General features: G+C 73.9%; 16 protein-coding genes. 13 read left to right on the plus strand and 3 right to left on the minus strand.

Annotated features, from left to right (window positions below; all coding sequences use genetic code 11):
• Window positions 1-125 precede the first annotated feature (125 nt).
• Entirely contained in the window at window positions 126-2,216 is a 2,091-nt protein-coding gene (locus tag LG396_RS05730) for a LuxR family transcriptional regulator (RefSeq protein ID WP_225793887.1), read from the plus strand.
• On the opposite strand, the gene LG396_RS05735 is transcribed toward LG396_RS05730, so the two are convergent.
• Window positions 2,165-4,834 carry a helix-turn-helix transcriptional regulator gene (locus LG396_RS05735; protein ID WP_225793888.1) on the minus strand — a complete coding sequence of 890 codons (2,670 nt, stop codon included), beginning with the start codon at window positions 4,832-4,834 and terminating at the stop codon, window positions 2,165-2,167. The two genes, LG396_RS05730 and LG396_RS05735, sit on opposite strands and share 52 nt — an antisense overlap.
• Window positions 4,835-5,081: 247 nt before the next feature.
• On the opposite strand from LG396_RS05735, the gene LG396_RS05740 reads away from it, so the two are divergent.
• Window positions 5,082-5,972, plus strand: coding sequence for an aromatic prenyltransferase (locus LG396_RS05740; RefSeq protein ID WP_225793889.1), 891 nt, complete (start codon window positions 5,082-5,084; stop codon window positions 5,970-5,972).
• Window positions 5,973-6,007: 35 nt separating this feature from the next.
• Here LG396_RS05740 and LG396_RS05745 read toward each other — a convergent pair whose 3' ends face one another.
• Complete coding sequence (locus LG396_RS05745; RefSeq protein ID WP_018839518.1) at window positions 6,008-6,673, minus strand: response regulator; 666 nt, start codon at window positions 6,671-6,673, stop codon at window positions 6,008-6,010.
• Window positions 6,670-7,800 (minus strand): sensor histidine kinase, encoded by a 1,131-nt coding sequence (locus LG396_RS05750; protein ID WP_225793890.1) that lies wholly within the window; start codon window positions 7,798-7,800, stop codon window positions 6,670-6,672. The genes LG396_RS05745 and LG396_RS05750 overlap by 4 nt, the downstream gene beginning before the upstream one ends.
• 296 nt (window positions 7,801-8,096) lie before the next feature.
• Here LG396_RS05750 and LG396_RS05755 point away from each other — a divergent pair, with 296 nt between their 5' ends.
• The 11 genes from LG396_RS05755 (at window position 8,097) to LG396_RS05805 (ending at window position 20,252) form a co-directional block, all read left to right on the plus strand.
• On the plus strand, window positions 8,097-9,362 hold the full coding sequence (locus LG396_RS05755) for an aspartate kinase (protein ID WP_018843291.1): 1,266 nt from the start codon (window positions 8,097-8,099) through the stop codon (window positions 9,360-9,362).
• Window positions 9,363-9,378: 16 nt separating this feature from the next.
• On the plus strand, window positions 9,379-10,203 hold the full coding sequence (locus tag LG396_RS05760; protein ID WP_225793891.1) for a 2-amino-3,7-dideoxy-D-threo-hept-6-ulosonate synthase: 825 nt from the start codon (window positions 9,379-9,381) through the stop codon (window positions 10,201-10,203).
• Window positions 10,204-10,266: 63 nt separating this feature from the next.
• The gene (locus tag LG396_RS05765; protein ID WP_018839522.1) at window positions 10,267-11,370 is read left to right on the plus strand and encodes a 3-dehydroquinate synthase II; all 1,104 of its coding nucleotides are present in this window, start codon (window positions 10,267-10,269) and stop codon (window positions 11,368-11,370) included.
• Between the two features lie 11 nt (window positions 11,371-11,381).
• Window positions 11,382-12,182, plus strand: coding sequence for an amidohydrolase family protein (locus LG396_RS05770; protein WP_225793892.1), 801 nt, complete (start codon window positions 11,382-11,384; stop codon window positions 12,180-12,182).
• The gene (locus tag LG396_RS05775; protein ID WP_037748558.1) at window positions 12,179-13,498 is read left to right on the plus strand and encodes a phenylacetate--CoA ligase family protein; all 1,320 of its coding nucleotides are present in this window, start codon (window positions 12,179-12,181) and stop codon (window positions 13,496-13,498) included. The genes LG396_RS05770 and LG396_RS05775 overlap by 4 nt, the downstream gene beginning before the upstream one ends.
• Before the next feature lie 10 nt (window positions 13,499-13,508).
• Window positions 13,509-14,714 carry an FAD-dependent monooxygenase gene (locus tag LG396_RS05780; protein WP_037748560.1) on the plus strand — a complete coding sequence of 402 codons (1,206 nt, stop codon included), beginning with the start codon at window positions 13,509-13,511 and terminating at the stop codon, window positions 14,712-14,714.
• On the plus strand, window positions 14,714-15,499 hold the full coding sequence (locus tag LG396_RS05785) for a 2,3-dihydro-2,3-dihydroxybenzoate dehydrogenase (RefSeq protein WP_225793893.1): 786 nt from the start codon (window positions 14,714-14,716) through the stop codon (window positions 15,497-15,499). The genes LG396_RS05780 and LG396_RS05785 overlap by 1 nt, the downstream gene beginning before the upstream one ends.
• Before the next feature lie 38 nt (window positions 15,500-15,537).
• Entirely contained in the window at window positions 15,538-16,239 is a 702-nt protein-coding gene (locus LG396_RS05790) for an SDR family NAD(P)-dependent oxidoreductase (protein ID WP_225793894.1), read from the plus strand.
• A 187-nt stretch (window positions 16,240-16,426) separates the two neighbouring features.
• Window positions 16,427-16,762 (plus strand): DUF485 domain-containing protein, encoded by a 336-nt coding sequence (locus LG396_RS05795; RefSeq protein ID WP_018839528.1) that lies wholly within the window; start codon window positions 16,427-16,429, stop codon window positions 16,760-16,762.
• Window positions 16,759-18,519, plus strand: coding sequence for a solute symporter family protein (locus LG396_RS05800; protein ID WP_225793895.1), 1,761 nt, complete (start codon window positions 16,759-16,761; stop codon window positions 18,517-18,519). Before LG396_RS05795 ends, LG396_RS05800 begins: the two co-directional genes overlap by 4 nt.
• A 125-nt stretch (window positions 18,520-18,644) precedes the next feature.
• A complete protein-coding gene (locus LG396_RS05805; protein WP_225793896.1) occupies window positions 18,645-20,252 on the plus strand; it encodes an FAD-dependent monooxygenase in 1,608 nt (535 codons plus the stop codon).
• Window positions 20,253-20,256: the final 4 nt, after the last annotated feature.

The following is a 20,256-nucleotide window of genomic DNA, read 5'->3' on the forward strand; positions in this document are numbered from 1 at the left end:
CCGCCAAGTCAGCGCCAAGTGCAGCCCAAGACCGCGGGTTGAAAATCAAGTTGAACACGAGTCTAGAGGAGGGCACTGTAACGGCTGAGTAAGTCCCGGGATATACCTGGATAGTCGGGGGCAATATGACAACGTGGTCGAAAAATGCGACGCGGAAGCCGGAGACGATACCCGACGACGCCGGCCCGTCCGGTCGTCCGCCGCCGGGGCCGCTGCACGCGGAGGCGAACGAGCAGTTCCTGAGCGAGCTTCTCGGTGCCGAGCTGGATGACGAGTTGCGCGGCCTGGCGGTCGCGGCCGGGGAGAACAGCCAGTTGCTCGCGGAGCTGGCCTACGGGCTGGTGGAAGAAGGTCTGGTGGCCCGGCACGGCGGCACGGTCCGGCTCGCGGAGTCGCGGACTCCGCGCTGCGTGCCGACGTTTGTGAAACTGCGGCTGGGCGAGCTGAGCCCCGGCTGCCAGGAGTTGTTGAAGATCGCCGCACTGCAGGGGAGGTCGTTCCTTCTGGAGGATGTCTCCAGGATGCTGAACCGACCGCTCGCGACCTTACTCGCGCCGCTGGACGAGGCCATGTCCGCGGGCTTCGTGCTGGCGACGGAGCGTCAATTCGTATTCCGCAGCGACTTCTTGATGCGCGGCGCCGTCGCCGCCATTCCCGCGCCCGCGCGCGGTGCTCTGCAGCGTGAGGCGATGCACCATTCCGGCAGAAGTACGGAGGAAACAGACCGAAGATCCTGGGTACCCGAGTACCGGGCCCCACAGGCCGCCGTGGTGACGGAGGGCGACGGCGGCCCTTATTCACGGGCACACGGGCTCATCATGAAGGGGAAGGTGGCCGTCGGCACGGATCTCGCCCAGCGGACGCGGTCCGCCCCGGGAGTTGCCGAGGACGAACGGCTCGACGCCGAGGCGTCGGCGCTCCTGGGCGGCCTGCTGCTGGGCCGGGAGGAGGAGGCCGAGAGGCGGGCCCGGGAGATCCTGCGGGAGCGGACGGACCAGCCGGGCGACGTCGCCGCGCTGATGGCGCTGACGGCGCTGTCGCACCTGAGCTGGCGGGCCGGCGAGCTGGCCGAGGGCATCAGGCTGGGCCGTGCGGCGGTGCGGTACTGCGGCGGCGCCGACCCCCTGTGGCGGCTGCACTTCCGCCTCGAACTGGCCGCCAAGCTCACCGACCTGCGCGAGTTCGACGAGGCCGGGACGCTGGTGGACGAGGCGGAGGCGGGCCTGTACGAGCCGTCCGCGGACGTCTGGCACGCCGCCCCGGCCGCGATGCGGGCACGGCTGTACCTGGCGGCCGGCCGGTTCCGGGACGCGCGCCGGCACGCGGAGCAGGTCACCGCGGCGACGGAGCAGAACGCCGTCCCCGCGCTCCTGCCGCTCGCCTACGCCGTCCTGTCCGCCGTGTCCCTGTACACCGGGGACCTGCCCACGGCGGCCGAGCACCTGGAGCGGGCCCGCACCTCTCCCGGGCGCGACCGGGACATACGCCACTCGCCGCGGTACGCCTGGACCGACGTGCGGGTCGCCGTCAGAAGGGAGGGCCCCCGCGCGGGCGTCGCCCTGCTGTCCGGCCCGTACGACCGGCTCCCGGCGGAGCGCCGGCTGTACGTCGAGGACTCCGCGGCCGCCGCGTTCCTCGTCCGGCTCGCCCTCGACGCCGGCGACGCGGACCTGAAGCGCACCGTGCTCGACACCGTCAACGGCCTCGCCGGGGACAACCCCGGCATCGCCGTCGTCGGCCTCAGCGCCCTGCACGCCAACGCGCTCGCCGGGCGCGACGCGACGGGGCTCGCGCAGATCGTCGTGCAGTCGCCGGACCCCCTGTCCGTCGCCCTGGCGACCGAGGAGCTCGCCAGGCTGCACGCCACCCAGACCTCCGCGCGCCGGCCCCGGGCCGTGCCCGCCCCGACCGACCCCGCCGCCGTGGTGGCCGACGGTCCCGCCGGGCACCAGCCCAACTCCTGCTGGGCCGTGCTCTCCGACATGGAACGGCGCATCGCTTACCTGGTCAGCGTCGGGATGACGAACCGGCAGATCGCCCGGCGCGTCCACCTCTCGGCGCACACGGTCAACTACCACCTGCGGAAGATCTACAAGAAGCTGGGCATCGGCACGCGTGTGGAACTCGCCCGCGAGGCCGCCACGTACTCCGGGGCCGCGGCGATCTACTCGGTCACCGAGGACAAGCGGAGCTTAGGGCCCGCGGCGGCGAGCTGACGGGAGGCGGCCGTGCCCTCGGGCGCGGCCGCCTCGTGCGCCAGGAACTGCTTCGTCAGCTCGACACGGCTGTTGATGTCGAGCTTGGCGAAGACCCGCCGCAGATGGCTGTCGACGGTGTGGGGCGACAGGAAGAGCACGCCCGCCGCCTCCCTGTTGGTCCTGCCGTCGACGATGGCCCGCACCACCCGCAGCTCCGCGCCCGTCAGGCTCTCCCAGCCCGACTTGGGCCGCTGCGCGCCCAGCGCGGCGCGCGCGTGCGGCACACCGAGGCGGCGCAGCCTGCGCTGCACCCGGGCGGTGTCGCGCTGCGCGCCGCAGTCCAGATAGAGGTCCGCCGCCGCCGCGAGGAGCCGCGCGGCGGCGTCCTCGTGCCGGGCCCCGCGCGCCCGGGCCGCGTCCTCCAGCGCGCCGCCGGCCGCCAGCGGCCGGCCGGCGAGCCGGTACAGCTCGGCCGCCCGCCGGAGTGCGTCCAGGTCGTCGCCGAGGATGCCGTCCGCGTGCGCGGCGCCGGCGGCCAGGGCCGTCACGTCCGGGTTGCGCTCGGCGAGCCGCCGGGCGAACCCGGCCGCCTGCGCGGCCTCGTCGCCGAGCCCCATCTGCCCGGCCAGGCGTACGAGCGTCGCCGCCGCCGTCGGCGCCTCGGCGAACAGCAGCGGGTCGGGGGCCGCGCCCTGCTCGGCGTCGAGCAGCGAGCGGACCGTCATCGCCGCCCGCCCGCTGGCCGCGTGGAACTGCGCGAGCGCCCAGTCCAGCCGCGACTTGACAGCCGCCGCGGCCTCGCCCGCGGGCCGCTCCGCCATGCGCAACTGCTGGCTGGCGGTGGCGAGATCACCGCAGTGCATGCTGATCCGGGCGAGCACGAGCCGCGCCGGCAGCAGGTCCTCCGGCGGCGTCCGGTCGGCCAGGCCCAGCGCCGTCCCGGCCTCGGCGCGCGCCTCCTCCAGCCGGCCCGCCGCCGCCAGCAACTCGGCGCGGTGGCCGTGCCACAGGCCCGCGGCCCACGGCCCGCCGCGCGCCGCGGCCCGCTGCCGTACGGCGTCGCACGCGGCGGCGGCCTCCTCGAAGGCGTCGGCGGCGACGAGGGCACGGACCAGCCACGTCCACAGCGGGCGGGCGCACACCTCGCAGTGCGAGGCGGTCGCCGCATCCGCCGGGGGCCCGGCGGCGTCATTCGCGGACGCGCCCGCCGGGCCCTCGGCGTCCACCGCACCGTCGGCACCGGCGGCGCCCGTCACATCCGTGACGTCCGGCACGTCGAGACCGGAGCGTGCGGCGGCCTCCGCGAGCCGCGCGGCCTCGGCGGCGCGCCCCGCGCGGGCGAGCAGCCGCAGAGCGCGCGCGAGGGTGCGGGGCGCCGCGTCGGAGCGGTCCGCCAGCGCCGCCACCGCCGCGGCCAGCGGGCCCGCGCAGCCGCACGCGGCCTGCCGCGGCACGGCGGTGGACTCCTCCGCCGGTACGGGGTACGGCCGTTCGCGGTGTCCGTCAGCTACGGCCTCCGGCGCGGCGGCCCCGGCCGCCGCCCCCGGGAGCGCCGCCGCGGGCGCCGGGTCCGCGTCCGGTGCCGGCAGCAGGCAGCCCGGCTGCCGCAGCGCCTCCGCGACCACCCCGTGCACGAACGCCAGTTCCTCCCCGTGCCGTTGCAGGAGCCCGGCCCGTACCGCCTCGTCCACTCCCGCCGGCGGAGTCCCCGCCACCGGCGCGACCCCCGGCCCGCCGAGTGCCGCCGCGGCCTGCCCGGCGGTGAACGCCGCGCCGATGCCGGCGCCGGCCGCCAGCAGCCGGCCCACCGCCGCCGGCAACTCGTCGAGCATCCCCCGGACGACGCCGAGCAGTTCGCCGGGCACCTGCTCGCCCAGCACCGCCGCCGTACCGTCGACGAAGACCACCCGCCCGGCCGCGACCAGTGCTTCGAGCACCCGCGCGAGGAGCCACGGGTTGCCCCCGCAGCGGGCCGCCCAGTCCAGCACGGAGGAGTCCGGCTTGGCGCCCAGCAGCCCCGTGCACAGCTCCGCCACCGCCTCGTTGTCCAGCGCCCCGAGGTGGAGCCGTACCGCGGCGCCGTCGATCAGCCGGTCGACCGCGTGCTGCGCGAGCGACCGCGGCGCCACCGAACGCCGCGTCAGCAGCCACAGCACCGGCGAGCCCGCGAGCGACTGCACGAGACCCCGCAGCGCGAGGCCGCCCATGTCGTCCACCCGGTGCACGTCGTCCACCAGGACGACGAGGGGGTGTCGCTGGGCGGCGATCTCCACCAGCTCGCCGACCTGGTCCATCAGCCGGAACGGGTTGCCGTCCGGCCGTACCAGGTCGTCCACGTCGATGTCGGCCGCCAGCACGCGCCGCAGGTAGTTCAGCAGCAGGTGGACGGGCAGCGGCTGCGCTCTCCCGGTGGCTACGCCCCCATTGACGGGGGTGTCCCCACCCGCCCCGGCCCGGCCGGCGACCACGGTCAGACCTCGCTCCGTGCCCTCCCGGGCGGTGGCGCGCAGCAGCCGGCTCCGGCCGATGCCCAGCGGCCCTTCGACGACGACGCAGCCGCCGGCGCCCTGTGCCGCGGCGTCCAGGTGCCCGCCCAGCACGGACAGCGTGCCCTCACGCCCTACGAGTGGTGCCATGATCGCTCCCGCGGTGCCGTGGAGAATCCTCGAACACGAACCATGAGCCTTGTCTTTTATGGTCATCGAGCGGCAATGGCGGGTCAATGAAATCCGCCCCGACAACTCGGGTAGCCGCCACTACCCGTACGGGTAGTGGGCAGCGCCGCGGGGTCGGGATTACTTTTTTGCGTACCCGATAACCCGCGCATTCGCCGCAGCCCCCGATACGTAACGCAATACATTCCGCGCCGACCAAGGGGTCGTTATGTCCGCAACCGCCGAGACGGACGAGCTGTACTCGGTCATCGAGCAGTCCGCCCGGACGCTCGGCGTGCCGTGCGAGCCCGGGACCGTGCGCCCGGTGCTCGACGCGTACGCCGACGCCTTCGGGCACGAGGCGGCCGTCGTCGCCTTCCGCGTCGCCACCAGCCTGCGCCACGCCGGCGAGCTGGACTGCCGCTTCACGACGCACCCAGAGGAGCGGGACCCGTACGCGACCGCGCTCGCGGCCGGCCTCACCCGGCCGACGGACCACCCGGTGGGCGCCGTCCTCGCGCAGGTGCAGGGGCGCTGCCGGGTCGACAGCCACGGCGTCGACTTCGGTGTCGTCGGCGGCTTCAAGAAGGTCTACGCCTTCTTCACCCCCGACGACCTCCAGGACCTCGCGAAGTTCGCCGACCTGCCGGCGATGCCGCCCGCCCTGGCCGCGCACGCGGACTTCTTCGCCCGCCACGGCCTCGCCGACCGCGTGGGCGTCATCGGCGTCGACTACCACCACCGCACCCTCAACGTGTACTTCAACGACGTGCCCCCGCGCCTCTTCGAGCCGGACGCCATCACTGCGGCGCTCCGCGAGCTGGGCATGGCGGCGCCGAGTGCGCACATGCTCAAGCTCGGCCGGGAGGCGTTCGGCCTGTACGTCACCGTCGGCTGGGACGCGCCGCGCATCGAGCGGATCTGCTACGCCGTCACCACCCCCGACCTGGCCGCGCTGCCGGTCCGGGTGGAGCCGGAGATCGAGCGGTTCGTGCGCGGCGTGCCGGCCGGCGACGGCGACCGCAAGTTCGTCTACGGCGTCGCCGTGGCGCCCGGGGGCGAGTACTACAAGCTGGAGTCGCACTACCGCTGGCAGGCCGGGACGATGGACTTCATCTGACCGGCCGGCCGCGGCCCGTCCCCCGCCGCGGCCCGTCACCGGCCGCGCGGGGTCACCAGCCCGGACTCGTAGGCGATGACGACGAGTTGGGCGCGGTCGCGGGCGTGCAGCTTGAACATCGCCCGGTTGATGTGCGTCTTCGCGGTCAGCGGGCTGATCACCATGCGGTCGGCGATCTGGTCGTTGGACAGCCCCTGCGCGGCCAGCGCGACGGACTCGCGCTCCCGGTTGGTCAGCTCCTCCAGGCCGCGGACGGCGGAGGGGTCCAGCGGCGGCTGGGACACGTACTTGTTGATCAGCCGGCGGGTGATCGACGGCGCCAGCAGCGCGTCGCCGCGCGCGGCCACCCGCACGGCGTGCAGCAGGTCCTCGGGCAGGATGTCCTTGACCAGGAACCCGGCCGCGCCGGCGCGCAGCGCGTTGAACACGTTCTCGTCCAGGCCGTAGTTGGTGAGGATCACGACGTGGATGTGGGCCAGCGCCGGGTCCGCGGCGATCTGCCGCGTCGTCTCGATGCCGTCCATCACCGGCATCGACAGGTCCACCAGCGCGAGGTCAGGCAGGTACTCGCGCGCCAGCGCCAGGCCCTCCTTGCCGTCGCCCGCCTCCGCCACCACCTCGATGTCGTCCTCGGCGTCGAGCAGCGCGCGGAACCCGCTGCGCAGCAGCGGCTGGTCGTCGAGCATGAGCACACGGATCACGGGATTCTCGCCACCGGGAGTTCGGCCTGGACGGTGAAGCCGCCCTCGGTACGCGGCTCGGCGCGCAGGCTGCCGCCGAGGGCGGTGACGCGCTCGCGCATCCCGAGCAGGCCGACGCCCGGCTTGGCCGCGGCACCCGGCCGGGCCGTGCCGTCGTCGTCGATGCGGATGGCGAGGGCGTCGGGGCGGTAGGAGATGCGGATCGAGGCGGTGGAGGCCGCCGCGTGCCGCGCGGTGTTGGTCAGCGACTCCTGCACGATCCGGTAGGCGGTACGGCCCACCGCCTCGGGCACCTCGTGCCGCTGCCCCTCGATCGTGAGCGTCGTGTGCAGCCCTATGCCGTGGGTGCGCTCGACCAGCTCCGGCACCCGGTCGAGCCCGTGCGCCGGGGCCTGTTCGTCCTCGTCGCGCAGCGTCTCCAGCGTCGCGCGCAGCTCGCGGGTCGCCTCCCGGCCGGCCTCCTGGATCGCCAGCAGCGACTCGGGGACGTCCTCGCCCCGCTTGCGGGCCAGGTGGACGGCGACCTCCGACTGCACCTTGATGATGGAGATCTGGTGGGTGAGCGAGTCGTGCAGCTCCCGCGCTATGTGCAGCCGTTCCTCGCTGGCCCGCAGCCGCGCGGTCTCCTCGCGGGTGCGCTCCGCCTCGTCCGCCCGCCGCTCGGCCTGCCGCAGCGCCTCGCCGGCGGCGCCGGCGGCGATCAGCCAGGCGAGTTCGAGCACGCCGCGGGCCTGCGCGAAGGCGTCCGCGGGGCCGTCGCCGGGGGCGGCCATCACGGCGTACGGGAGGGAGAGCACCAGCACCACGCTCACGGAGACCGTGACGATCCGGTGCCCGGAGCGTACGGCGGCGTAGACGGCGAACAGGTAGGCGACGGCGGGCACGTCGAAGCCCGCCGCGTTGTAGCCCACCACGCACATCCCGGTCACCGCCAGTATCGGCACGGGGGCGCGCGCGGTGCCGGCCAGCGCCAGGCCGCTGGTCACCAGCAGCCCGTAGCCGAGCAGGTCGAGTTTCGAGGCGGCGTGGTCCCCGGCCAGCGCGGTGATCAGGAGCACGGCCGCCACGCAGACCGCGATCACCAAGCTCTTGACCCGGGACCAGACCTTGGCCAGCCGTGCGCTCATAGGCAGCACCATAACGGCAGTTCCGGGCATCCGAGTACTGCCTGCGGAGGACAGTCCGACTACCGCGCACACAGTAGTTTGACGGCGGGTACGCCGGGAGCGGCGCCCCGGAATTCCGCGGACCGCGAATTCCCTATGGCGTGCAACGCCATCGCGTATTCGCGGTAACGGCGTTCGCGATGGCGTGACCCATTGAATTCGACGCCACTACCCGGGTGAGTAGTTGGGGTGGGCGGAAAACCGCGCTTACTGTCGTGACATACCGGGTCGACGAAGGCGGTGAATCGGCTGTGCCTGTGCTCGTCCAGAAATACGGCGGTACCTCGTTGCAGACGCTCGACCGCGTCCGCCGCGCCGCCCTGCGCATCGAGGCGGCGTGGCGGCGCAGCCCGGAGGTGGCCGTGGTCGTCTCCGCCCGCGGCGGCCGTACGGACGAACTGCTGCGGCTGGCCGCCGACGTCGGCGCCCCGGCCGCGTCCCGGGAGCTGGACCAGCTGCTGGCCGTGGGCGAGGCGGAGTCGGCGGCGCTGATGGCGCTGACGCTGGCGGCCATGGGCGTGCCGGCGGTTTCGCTGACCGGCGCGCAGGCGGGAATCCGCACCACGGACCGGCACGGCGACGCGCTCGTCTCCGGCATCGGCGCCGAGCGGGTACGCGCCGCGCTGGCCGCGGGGCAGGTGGCCGTGGTCACCGGGTTCCAGGGCGTCGACCGCGCGGGGGACGTCGCCACCCTGGGCCGCGGCGGCTCCGACACCACCGCCGTGGCGCTCGCGGCCCGGCTGCGCGCGGCGACCTGCGAGATCTACACCGACGTGGACGGCGTGTTCAGCGCCGACCCCCGCGTGCTGCCCGCCGCCCGCTGCCTGCCGTGGGTCGACCCCGTGGTGATGGCGGAGATGGCGTTCGCGGGCGCCCGCGTCCTGCACACCCGCTGCATCGAGCTGGCCGCCATGGAAGGGGTCGAAGTGCGTGTGAGGAACGTGTCGTCGCAGGCGCCCGGTACGACGGTCGCCGAGCGGCAGGACGACCGCCCGCTGGAGACCCGGCGGGCGGTCGTCGCGGTCACCCACGACACCGACGTCGCCCGGGTGCTCGTGCACTGCCGGGACAGCCGCCGCGACCTCGCGCCCGACGTGTTCGAGGTGCTGGCCGCCCGGGGGACCGTGGTGGACCTGGTGGCGAGGTCCGGCCCGTACGAGAACGAGTTCCGCATGGGCTTCACCATCCGCCGCAGCGAGGCCGACCGGGTACGCGACGCGCTGCACGGCGTCGCCGCCTCCTTCGGCGGCGGCGTGCACTTCGACACGGACGCCGGCAAGGTCTCCGTGGTCGGGATGGGCCTGCTCAGCCGCCCGGAGTACGCGGCCCGGCTGATGGCCGCGCTGGCCGCGGCCGGGATCCCGACGAGCTGGATCTCCACCTCCCAGACGCGGCTGTCCGTGATCGTGCCGCGGGAGCGCACCGTCGACGCCGTCGAGACCCTGCACCGCGAGTTCGACCTCGGCGGACCGCCGCCGGAGGGCGCCGCGCCCGCGGCACCCGGCCGCTCCGCCACCGTTTGAGAGAGGCAGGACACAAGTGGCTGTACTCAACGCTTCGTTCGGCCGCGGGCTGCGCCTGCGACGCCTCTTCCGGCAGGGCGACGGGCGGCTGCTCGTCGTCCCCCTCGACCACTCGGTCACCGACGGGCCGCTGCGCCCCGGCGAGCTGGACCCGCTGCTGGGCGAGCTGGCCGGCACCGGCGTCGACGCCGTCGTGCTGCACAAGGGCACGCTGCGCCACCTCGACCACGGCTGGTTCGGCGGCATGTCGCTGATCCTGCACCTGAACGCGAGCACCCGGCACGCCCCCGACCCGGACGCCAAGTACCTGGTGGCGCACGTCGAGGAGGCGCTGCGGGCGGGCGCCGACGCCGTCAGCGTGCACGTCAACCTGGGCTCCCGCCAGGAGGCCCGGCAGGTCGCCGACCTGGCCGCCGTGGCGGAGGACTGCGACCGCTGGAACGTACCGCTGCTGGCCATGGTCTACGCGCGCGGCCCGGAGATCCCCGACTCGCACGCGCCGGAACTCGTCGCGCACGCCGCGCTGCTCGCCGCCGACCTCGGCGCCGACGTCGTCAAGACCGACTACGCCGGCACCCCCGAGGAGATGGCCGACGTCGTACGGGCCTGCCCGATCCCCGTGATCGTGGCCGGCGGCCCGCGCGCGGCCGACTCCGCGGCCGTCCTGTCGTTCGTCTCCGACGCCCTGCGCGGCGGCGCCGCCGGGGTGGCGATGGGGCGCAACGTCTTCCAGGCCGAGAAGCCCGGGCGGATGGCCGCGTCGATCGCCGGACTCGTGCACGCACCCGGGCGCGGGCCCGGCCGTACCGGTGTCGACACCCGCCTCGCCCTCACCACCTGACGCCCCGCGCGTCCCGCCCGTCCCGACCGATCCCCGCCGACGTCCTGCTCTGAGGAGAGATCCGTGAAGCTGTGCTGGCTCGACATCCGTGCCGCCGACGGGGCCAAGGAGGCCATCGTCGAAGAAGCCGTCCACCAGCGGGTCGACGCCATCGTGGCGGCCGACCCCGCCGACCTGGAGCCGCTGCCGCCGACGGTGAAGAAGGTCCTCTTCCCGCTCGGCCGGCCGCTGCCGGAGAAGCTGGAGCCCGCCGACCTCGTCATCGTCGACCCCGCCCGCCACGGCGACCCCGCGGAGCTGGCGCTCGCACACGCCGGCGTGGAGTTCGGCCGCTACGTCGAGATCACCGACGCCGAGAGCCTGGAGGACGCCTGCCGCGCCGCGCGCCACGACCGGTGGAGCCTGCTGGACTTCCGCGACCCCACCAAGATCCCCCTGGAGATCGTGCTCGCCGCCGCGGCCGGGGCCGAGGGCAGCATCGTCACCAGGGTCGCCGACGTCGAGGAGGCGGAGATCGTCTTCGGCGTCCTCGAACACGGCTCCGACGGCGTGATGCTCGCGCCCCGCGCCCCCGGCGAGGCCACCGACCTGAAGGCCGCCGCGGTCACCCAGGCCGCGGACCTGTCGCTGGTGGAGCTGGAGGTCACCGGCATCCGCCGGGTCGGCATGGGCGAGCGGGCCTGCGTGGACACGTGCACCAACTTCCGCCTGGACGAGGGCATCCTCGTCGGCTCGCACTCCACCGGCATGATCCTGTGCTGCAGCGAGACCCACCCGCTGCCGTACATGCCGACCCGGCCGTTCCGCGTCAACGCCGGTGCGCTGCACTCGTACACGCTCTCCGCCGAGGGCCGCACCAACTACCTCAGCGAGCTGTCCTCCGGCGGCAAGGTGCTCGCCGTCGACTCCGCGGGCAAGTCCCGCGTCGTCACCGTCGGCCGGGTCAAGATCGAGACCCGGCCGCTGCTCGCGATCGACGCGATCGCGCCGTCCGGGGTGACGGTCAACCTCATCGTGCAGGACGACTGGCACGTACGGGTCCTCGGCCCCGGCGGCGAGGTGCTCAACGTCACCGACCTGACCGCCGGCACGAAGGTGCTCGGGTACCTGCCCGTCGAGCAGCGGCACGTCGGCTACCCCATCGACGAGTTCTGCATCGAGAAGTGAGCGGGGCCGCGATGACCGCACAGCCCGTGCTGGACTTCCACGTACGCCTCGCGCCCCGGCCCGGCGCCGCCGCGCGGCTGCTGGCCGCGCTGGACGGCTGCGGCGTGGCGCGCGCGGTGGTCTGCGCCGGCGGCACGATCGACCTCGACACGCTCGCCCGCCAGCTCGTCGACGGCGGGCACGTCGAGACCGACGCCGACAACGACGCCGTACTGGCAGCCTGCGCGGGTACCAATGGGGGTACCCCCGCCAATGAGGGCGTAGCCGGTGGGGGAAATCGGCTGGTGCCGTTCTGGTTCGGCAACCCGCACCGCCCGCCCGGCGCGTACCGCGAGCGGGCGGCGGAGTTCCGCGGCCTGGAGATCTCGCCCGCGGTGCACGGCGTCGCGCTCACCGACCCGCGCGTCGCCGCGCTGGTCCGGGTGGCCGCCGACAGCGGCCACCCCGTCTACACGGTCTGCCTCGCCCGCCCCGGCGCGGGCGTGGCCGACCTCGTCACCCTGGCCCGCCGCTTCCCCGGCACGGACTTCGTACTCGGGCACAGCGGCATCGGCAACATCGACTTCCACGCCCTCGCCCTGATCCGCGACGTGCCCGGCATCTCGCTGGAGACCTCCGGCGGCTACACGTGCGTGGCCGAGGCCGCGATCGACCGGCTGGGCGCCGAGCGGGTGGTCTTCGGCTCCGAGTACCCGCTCCAGCACCCGGCCGTGGAACTCGCCAAGTTCACGGCGATCGGCACGCCGCCCGCGCAGTGGCGGCAGATCGCCTGGGAGAACGCACACCGACTACTGGGGGAGGAGAAACCGTGACCGACACGACGGCGCACCTGCCGCACATCGGCCAGTGGAACAGCCCCGGAGAACTGCTCGCCCTGCAGGAGAAGCAGCTTCCGCAGACCGTCGCCTGGGCCGCCCGCTCGCCCTTCTACCGGCCCCGGCTGGCCACCGCCGCCGCCCTGCCGGCGACCGCCGCCGACCTGGCGGGACTGCCGCTGACGACCAAGCAGGACCTGCGGGACAACTACCCGTACGGCATGCTCGGCGTCCCGAAGGAACGCCTGGCGACCTACCACGAGTCGAGCGGCACCGCCGGCCGGCCCACGCCCTCGTACTACACCCAGGAGGACTGGCTCGACCTCGCCGAACGCTTCGCCCGCAAGTGGATCGGCATCTCGCCCGCGGACGTCTTCCTGGTCCGCACCCCGTACGCGCTGCTGCTCACCGGCCACCTCGCGCACGCCGCCGCCCGGCTGCGCGGCGCCACCGTCGTGCCCGGCGACAACCGGTCGCTGGCCATGCCGTACGCCCGCGTCGTGCGCACCCTGCACGACCTGGACGTCACCCTCACCTGGTCGGTGCCGACCGAGTGCCTCATCTGGGCCGCCGCCGCGACCGCCGCCGGCCACCGCCCCGGCGCCGACTTCCCCTCGCTGCGCGCGCTGTTCGTCGGCGGCGAGCCGCTGACGGACGCCCGCCGCCGGCGGATCAGCCGCCTGTGGGGGGTGCCGGTCATCGAGGAGTACGGCTCCACCGAGACCGGCAGCCTCGCCGGGGAGTGCGAGCACGGGCGCATGCACCTCTGGGCCGACCGGGCGCTGTTCGAGGTGTACGACCCGCAGACCGGGACCGTCGCCGCCGAGGGCGCGGGGCAGCTCGTCGTCACCCCGCTGTACCGCGAGGCGATGCCGCTGCTCCGCTACAACCTGGAGGACGACGTCGAGGTCTCGTACGACGACTGCGACTGCGGCTGGCACCTGCCCACCGTCCGCGTGCTGGGCCGCGCGGCCTTCGGCCACCGGGTCGGCGGCGCGCAGGTCACCCAGCACCGGCTGGAGGAGGTCGTCTTCTCCCTCCCCGATGCCCACCAGGTGTACTTCTGGCGCGCCCGCGCCGAAGTCGTCTCGCTGCGCGTCGAGATCGAGGTGCCCCCGGAGCACCGTGCCGCCGCCGAGGCGGCGCTCACGGCCGGCATACGCGCCGAGTTCGGCGTCGACGCCGACGTCACCGGGCTGCCGCCGGGATCGCTGATCCCGACCGAGGCGCTCACGAACATGCCCGACGTGGTCAAACCGCGCAGCCTGTTCGGCCCCGACGAGGACTGGAGCAAAGCGCTCCTCTACTACTGAGGTGGAAGCCATGTCGCAGATGAGGGTGGCCGTCGTCGGCGCCGGGATCGCCGGCCTCGCCTTCGCCGCCGCCCTGCGCCGCGGCGGGGCGGACTGCCACGTCTACGAGCAGGCGGAGCAACTGGCCGAAGTGGGCGCGGGGGTGCAGGTGGCGCCCAACGCCACCCGGCTCCTCGACCGCCTGGGCCTCGGCGGCCGGCTGCGCGCCGCCGCGGTCGCCCCGGAGGCGATCGAGATGCGGCGCTGGGACGACGGGCTGATGCTCCAGCGCACCCCGCTGGGCGAGAGGTGCCTGCGCCGCTTCGGGGCGCCGTACTACACCGTGCACCGCGCCGACCTGCACGCCGCGCTGCTGTCCGCGCTGCCGCCGGACCGGCTGCACCTGGGCGCCCGCCTCGTCGCCGTCACCCAGGACGAGGCGGAGGCGCGGCTGCACCTGGCCGACGGGCGGACGGTCGCGGCGGACGCGGTGGTGGGCGCGGACGGCATCCACTCGGCGGTCCGCGAGTGGTTCGTCGCGGACTGGCCCCGCTACTCGGGACAGACGATCTACCGCGGCCTCGTGCCGGCCGAGCGGGTGCCCCATCTCCTCGACGAGCCGCGGGTGCGGCTGTGGTTCGGGCCGGAGCAGCACTGCGTGTGCTACCCCGTCTCGGGCGGCCGGCAGATCAGCTTCGGCGCCACCGTCCCGGCCGCCGCCTGGGAGGTGGAGTCCTGGTCGGCGCGCGGCGACGCCGAAGGGCTGCGGGCCGCGTACAAGGGCTGGCACGAGGACGTCGTCCGGCTGCTGGACGCGGCCTCGGGCGTCAGCAGATGGGCGCTGCACGACCGCGACAGCATCGACCGGCTGGGCTGGGGCCGGGTGGCCGTCATCGGCGACGCCGCGCACCCGATGCTCCCGTTCCAGGCGCAGGGAGCGAACCAGGCGATCGAGGACGCCGTCGTCCTCGCCCGCTGCCTCACCGACGCCGGCCCCGACGCCGGCCGGGACGGGCTGCGCGCCGCCGTGCACCGCTACGAGCGGATCCGCCTGCCCCGTACGACCCGGATCCAGCGCCGGTCCCGCGCCAACTCCGAGACCTTCCACCTGGCCGACGGCGCCGCGCAGCGGCGCCGCGACGCGGGCGCCCTCGCGGAGCCGGGGCTGGACCGGCACCAGTGGCTGTTCGGCTACGACGCCGAGCAGGCAGTCGCCATGACCGGCAGGAGCAGATGATGGAACTGACCGGAATCGAGTCGGCCGTCGCCCTGGTCACCGGCGCCGCACAAGGCATCGGCGCCGCCGTGGCCACGACCCTGGCCGGCGCCGGCGCGCACGTCGCCGCCGCCGACCGCAACGAGGAGAAGCTCGCCACCGTCGTCGCCAAGCTGGCCGCCGAGGGCGTGCAGGCACGCGGCTACGTCCTCGACGTGTGCGACAGCGCGGCGGTGGACGCGGCCGTCGCACGCGCCGAGGAGGAGCTGGGGCCCGTCGGCATCCTCGTCAACGCCGCCGGCGTCATGCACACCGGCCGCGTCGTCGAACTGCACGACCGGCAGTGGGCCGAGACCCTCGCGGTCAACGCCGGCGGGGTGTTCCACGTCTCGCGCGCGGTGGCGCGGCGGATGATCCGCCGCGGGCGGGGCGCGATCGTCACCGTGGCGTCGAACGCCGCCGGCGTGCCGCGCACCGAGATGGCCGCGTACGCCGCCTCCAAGGCCGCCTCCGCCCAGTTCACCCGCTGCCTGGGCCTGGAGCTGTCGGCCTACGGCATCCGGTGCAACGTCGTCTCGCCCGGCTCGACGGACACGCCCATGCTGCGTGCCATGCACGAGGACGACCCGCAGCTGCGGGAGGTCGTCGAGGGCATGCCGGCCGAGTACCGGGTGGGCATCCCGCTGCACAAGCTCGCCCAGCCGCGCGACGTCGCCGAGGCCGTCGCGTACCTGGTGTCCGACCAGGCGGGCCATGTCACGATGCACGACTTGTACGTGGACGGCGGCGCCTCCCTGCACGTATGACACCGCCGGCCCCAGGCCCCGAGGAAGGGAACACCACCGTGTCGGATCGCACTCACGTCGTCGTCGTCGGCGGCACGTCGGGCATCGGGCGGCACTTCGCCCAGACCTGCGCAGACCGCGGCAGCGACGTCGTCGTCACCGGCCGCGACGAGGACCGCACCAAGGCCGCGGCCCACGAGATCGGCGGCCGGACCCGCGGGCTCGCGCTCGACCTGGCGGACCCCGACGCCGCCATCGCCGCGCTGGCCGGTGTCGAGCGCGTCGACCACCTGGTGCTCACGGCGCTGGACCGGGACCAGAACACCGTGCGCGACTACCGCCCCGACGCGGCCACCCGGCTGCTGACCGTCAAGCTCACCGGCTACACCGCCGTCCTGCACGCGCTGGCGCCCAAGATGCCCGGCCACGGCGCGGCCGTCCTCCTCGGCGGCCTGGCCAGCCACCGCCCGTACCCGGGCTCCACCACCGTGACCACCGCCAACGGCGGCATCGCCGCGCTGGTGCGGACCCTGGCGTTCGAGCTGTCGCCGATCCGCGTCAACGCCCTGCACCCGAGCATCGTCGCCGACACCCCGTTCTGGAGCGACAAGCCGGCCGCGCGCGCCGCCGCGGAGGAAAAGGCGCTCACCAGACGGCCGGTGACGATGCGCGACTGCACCCACGCCCTCACGTTCCTGCTGGAGAACCCCGCGATCAACGGCGTCAACCTGAACATCGACGGCGGCGACGTCCTCATCTGACGGCGCCTCTCCCGCATTTCGGAAAGTACCCCGATCACGTGAATCCGCCGCGCGGTCACGCCAATTCCCGGGCCGCGCCGGAAGACCGCGTGAATGGGGCATGTGCGCGAGCGCGCGGGGCCCGAGACTGCAGTGTGACCGCCACGTCCGGACGTCCTCGTCCAGGCGTCCCTGTCAAGGAGGTGTCATGAGTTCGACGGACTCGCCGGCGGGCGGCGACCGCTATGTCGCCGTACACGGCAGCGCCGGGTTCAAAACCCTGCAGCGCAAGACGAATTCGTTTCTCATCCGGGCGAGCGTCCTCTTCTTCGGATGGTGGTTCATCGGGACGTCGCTGGCGGCCTTCGCCCCCGGTTTCTTCCGGCAGGAGATAGCCGGTCCTGTCAACGTCGGGCTGTTGTTCATGTTCCTGACGTTCGTCGTCGTCGTGACGGTCTGCGCCAGTTATCTGCGTTATGCCGCCAACCGGCTCGACCCCTTGACCGACCAGGTCCGGGCGGAACTGGAAGGAGAGCCGCGATGAGCACGATCCTCGCCGACCCGCCGCCGCCCATCGACAACACCTGGGCGGTGCCGGGTATCGCGATACCGGCGACCATAGCCGCCGCCGTCGCCGTGTACTTCGTCGTCAGGTCGGTACGCGACAGCGTCCGCACCCCCGACGACTTCCTCATCGCGAACCGGCGGATCGGCCCCGTACAGAACGCCGTCGCGCTGGCCTCCGCGCCGCTCATGTACTCCACCCTGTTCATCATCACCGGGCACATCGCGCTCAACGGCTACGACGCCGCGATGCTGCTGACCGCTTTCACCACGTCGATGGTGCTCGGCGTGCTCCTCTTCGCCTCACCCATACGCAACCTCGGCGGCTACAGCCTCGGCGACATCTTCGCGATGCGCGCGGAGGAGCGCAGCGCACGCAGGGCGGCGGCGGTCGTCACGCTGCTGATCTACGGGATGTTCACGATCATCAGCCTCGCGGCGATCGCCTTCATCTTCAACCGCTGGTTCGGCCTCGACAACGTCGCGGGACTGGGCGCGTCCGTCCTCGTCGTGGGCCTGGTCACCGTCCTGTACGCGTACATGGCCGGCATGGCGGGCGTCACCCGGCTGCTGGTGTTCAAGGCCATCCTCACGCTCACCGTCGTGCTGGTGCTGACCCTCCTGGTGCTGGCGGAGTTCAACCTCAACATCTTCGACATCCTCGACAAGGCCGAGGCCAACCGCAAGGACGTCCCCGCCGGCTACGACCTGCTCGGCCCGGGACGCGAGTTCGGCGAGGGCCAGCACCGGCTGGTCCACCTCTCCAAGCTCTTCTGCGTCGCCGTCGGCGTCGCCGCCATCCCGTTCCTGTTCATGCGCAACTTCGCCACGACCAGCGGCAAGGACGCCCGCCGCTCCGCCGGCTGGGCGTCGATGATCGTCGTCGGCATCTACATGTGCATGGCGCTCGTCGGCTTCGCCTCCGTGGCGGTGCTCGGCCCCGAGCGGATCGGCGTGATCAAGGCCCACCGCGACATCAGCCTGCCCAAGCTCGTGGACGAACTGGGCGGGCCGGTGATGATCGGGGTGCTCGCGCCGATCGCCCTGCTGACGATCGTCGGCGTCTACGCGGCCCTGCTCATCAACGCGGTCACCTGCGTCACCAAGGACCTCAACGTCGCACGCGGCCGCAAGCCGGGCCGGGCCGACGAGCTGAAGGACATCCGCCGCAACACCCTGCGGATCGGCATCGGCTCCGTGCTCGTCGGCGTCGCGATGCTGCCGGTGCGCACCCACATCTTCATCCCGACCTCCATCGACCTGGCCGGCACCGCGATCCTCCCGGCCGTCGTCTACGCCCTGTTCTGGCGCCGGTTCAACACCGCCGGGCTGAAGTGGATCGTCTACGGCGGCACGGCCCTGCTGTTCTTCCTGGTGATCTTCTCCAACGGCGTGACCGGCCCGGAGGACGCCATCTTCCCCGGCCACGACATCAAGTTCGTCGACATCGAACCCGGTCTGATCACCGTGCCGGCCGGCTTCCTGCTCGGCTGGCTCGGCTCGATCTCCAGCAAGGAGCGCGACGACGCGGCCTTCGCCGAGATGCAGGTACGCGCCCTGACCGGCGGACTCGCACCCGGCGCCCGCAAGGACGCGGCCCGCGCCGCCGCCGCGGCGGCCGCCGGCGGCCCCGGCGGGCAGAGCCCGAACGGCGCCGGGCCGAACGGCCGGGGCCCCGCCCCCGGCGGCCCGGACGACCACGGCAACCAGACCCGTACGCCCAGCGAGGCCCGCTGAGCCCGCCGGCCGGCTGAGCCCGCCGGGCCGCCGCGCCCGCCGGGCCGGCCGAGCCACGACCGAACGACAACCGCGAACCGTGTGGGGCGGCCCGAGTGCCGCCCCACACGCCTGGGGAGGCATCCGTGGATCCAGCACCGGTACTCGTCGTGGGCGCCGGCCCGGTCGGCATGGCAACGGCCCTGGCGCTCGCCCGCCAGGGCGTCCCCTGCGTCCTCGCCGACCAGCACTCCGAGACCTCCGTCCACCCCAAGCTCGACTACGTCAACTCCCGCAGCATGGAGTTCTTCCGGCAGCTCGGCATCGCCGGCGACATCCGCGCCGCCGGCGTCGCGCCCCGGCACCCCGCCGACGTCATCTGGTCCACCGGCCTCGCCGGCCGGCCCCTCACCACCTGGGCGCTGCCCTCCGTCGACGAGGAGCGGCGGCGCATCGCCGCGGACGACGACGGCACCCGGCCGGTCGAACCCGGCCAGCGGATATCCCAGATAGAGCTGGAGCCCGTGCTGCGCGACCACTGCGCGCGCAACCCGCTCATCGACCTGCGCCCCGGCCTGCGGTTCGACACCCTCACCCAGGACGACCAGGGCGTGACCAGCAGCCTGAGCGACGTCATGACCGGCGGGCGGACCCGGATCAGATCCCGGTACGTGATCGGCTGCGACGGCGCGTCGAGCCGCGTCCGCACCGTGCTGGGCATCGGCGAGGACGGCTTCGGCGTCCCCGGGCTGCCCGGCGCGTTCATGGTGCACTTCAAGAGCCGCGACCTCGGCTCCCTGCACCGGCACGGCCCGTTCTGGCACTACTTCGCCTTCCGCTACGTCGTCATCGCCCAGGACGAGGCGGACACCTGGACCGTGCACGTCAACGCCGCGCACCCGGACGAGTTCGCCACCCCGCCGGCCGATCCGGCGGCGTACCTCCGGGAGATCCTGGGCACCGGGCTGCGGATCGACAAGGTGCTGCTGACCTCCCGCTGGCGCCCCGGGTTCATGCTGGCCGACCGCTACCGCGCGGGCCGCGTCCTGCTCGCCGGCGACGCCGCGCACCGCATGTTCCCCACCGGCGCGTACGGGATGAACACCGGCATCGGCGACGCGATGGACGCGGCCTGGAAGATCGCCGCCCTGGTCCGGCACACCGGCGGCCCCGCGCTGCTCGACAGCTACGAGACCGACCGCCGACCCGTCGGGCTGCGCAACATGCGCACCTCGCACCGGCACATCGGCGTGCACATGAAGGCCGGCGCGCTGCTGCGCGAAGGCGTCCCGCCGGACGCGGTGGCCCGCTTCCTGGACGACGAGCGCGGCGAGAACGAGTACCGCGGCGTCGAACTCGGCTACCGCTACGACGACTCGCCCGTGGTCTGCCGCGAGGACGGCCCGGCGCCCGGCTGGTCCCCGGCCGCGTACACGCCGACGACCTGGCCCGGCAGCCGCCCGCCCAGCGTGCTGCTGGCCGGCGGCTCACCCCTGTTCGACCTCTTCGGCGCCGGGTTCACCCTCGTCGACTTCGCCGGCGACGGCCGCGCCGGCGCGCTGCTGCGCACCGCCGCCGCGCAGGGCCTGCCCGTACGGCACGCGGTGGTGCGCGACGCGCGGGCGCGCGAGCTGTGGGAGCGCGATCTGGTGCTGCTCCGCCCCGACCACCACGTGGCGTGGCGCGGCAACAGGGCGCCCGCGGACCCGGCCGCGGTGGTACGGCGCGTGCGGGGCGCGGAGCCGGCCGGCTGAGGCA

The sequence above is a fragment of the Streptomyces aculeolatus genome (genome assembly GCF_020400605.1).
In the GTDB taxonomy this organism is placed as follows: Bacteria; Actinomycetota; Actinomycetes; order Streptomycetales; family Streptomycetaceae; genus Streptomyces; species Streptomyces aculeolatus.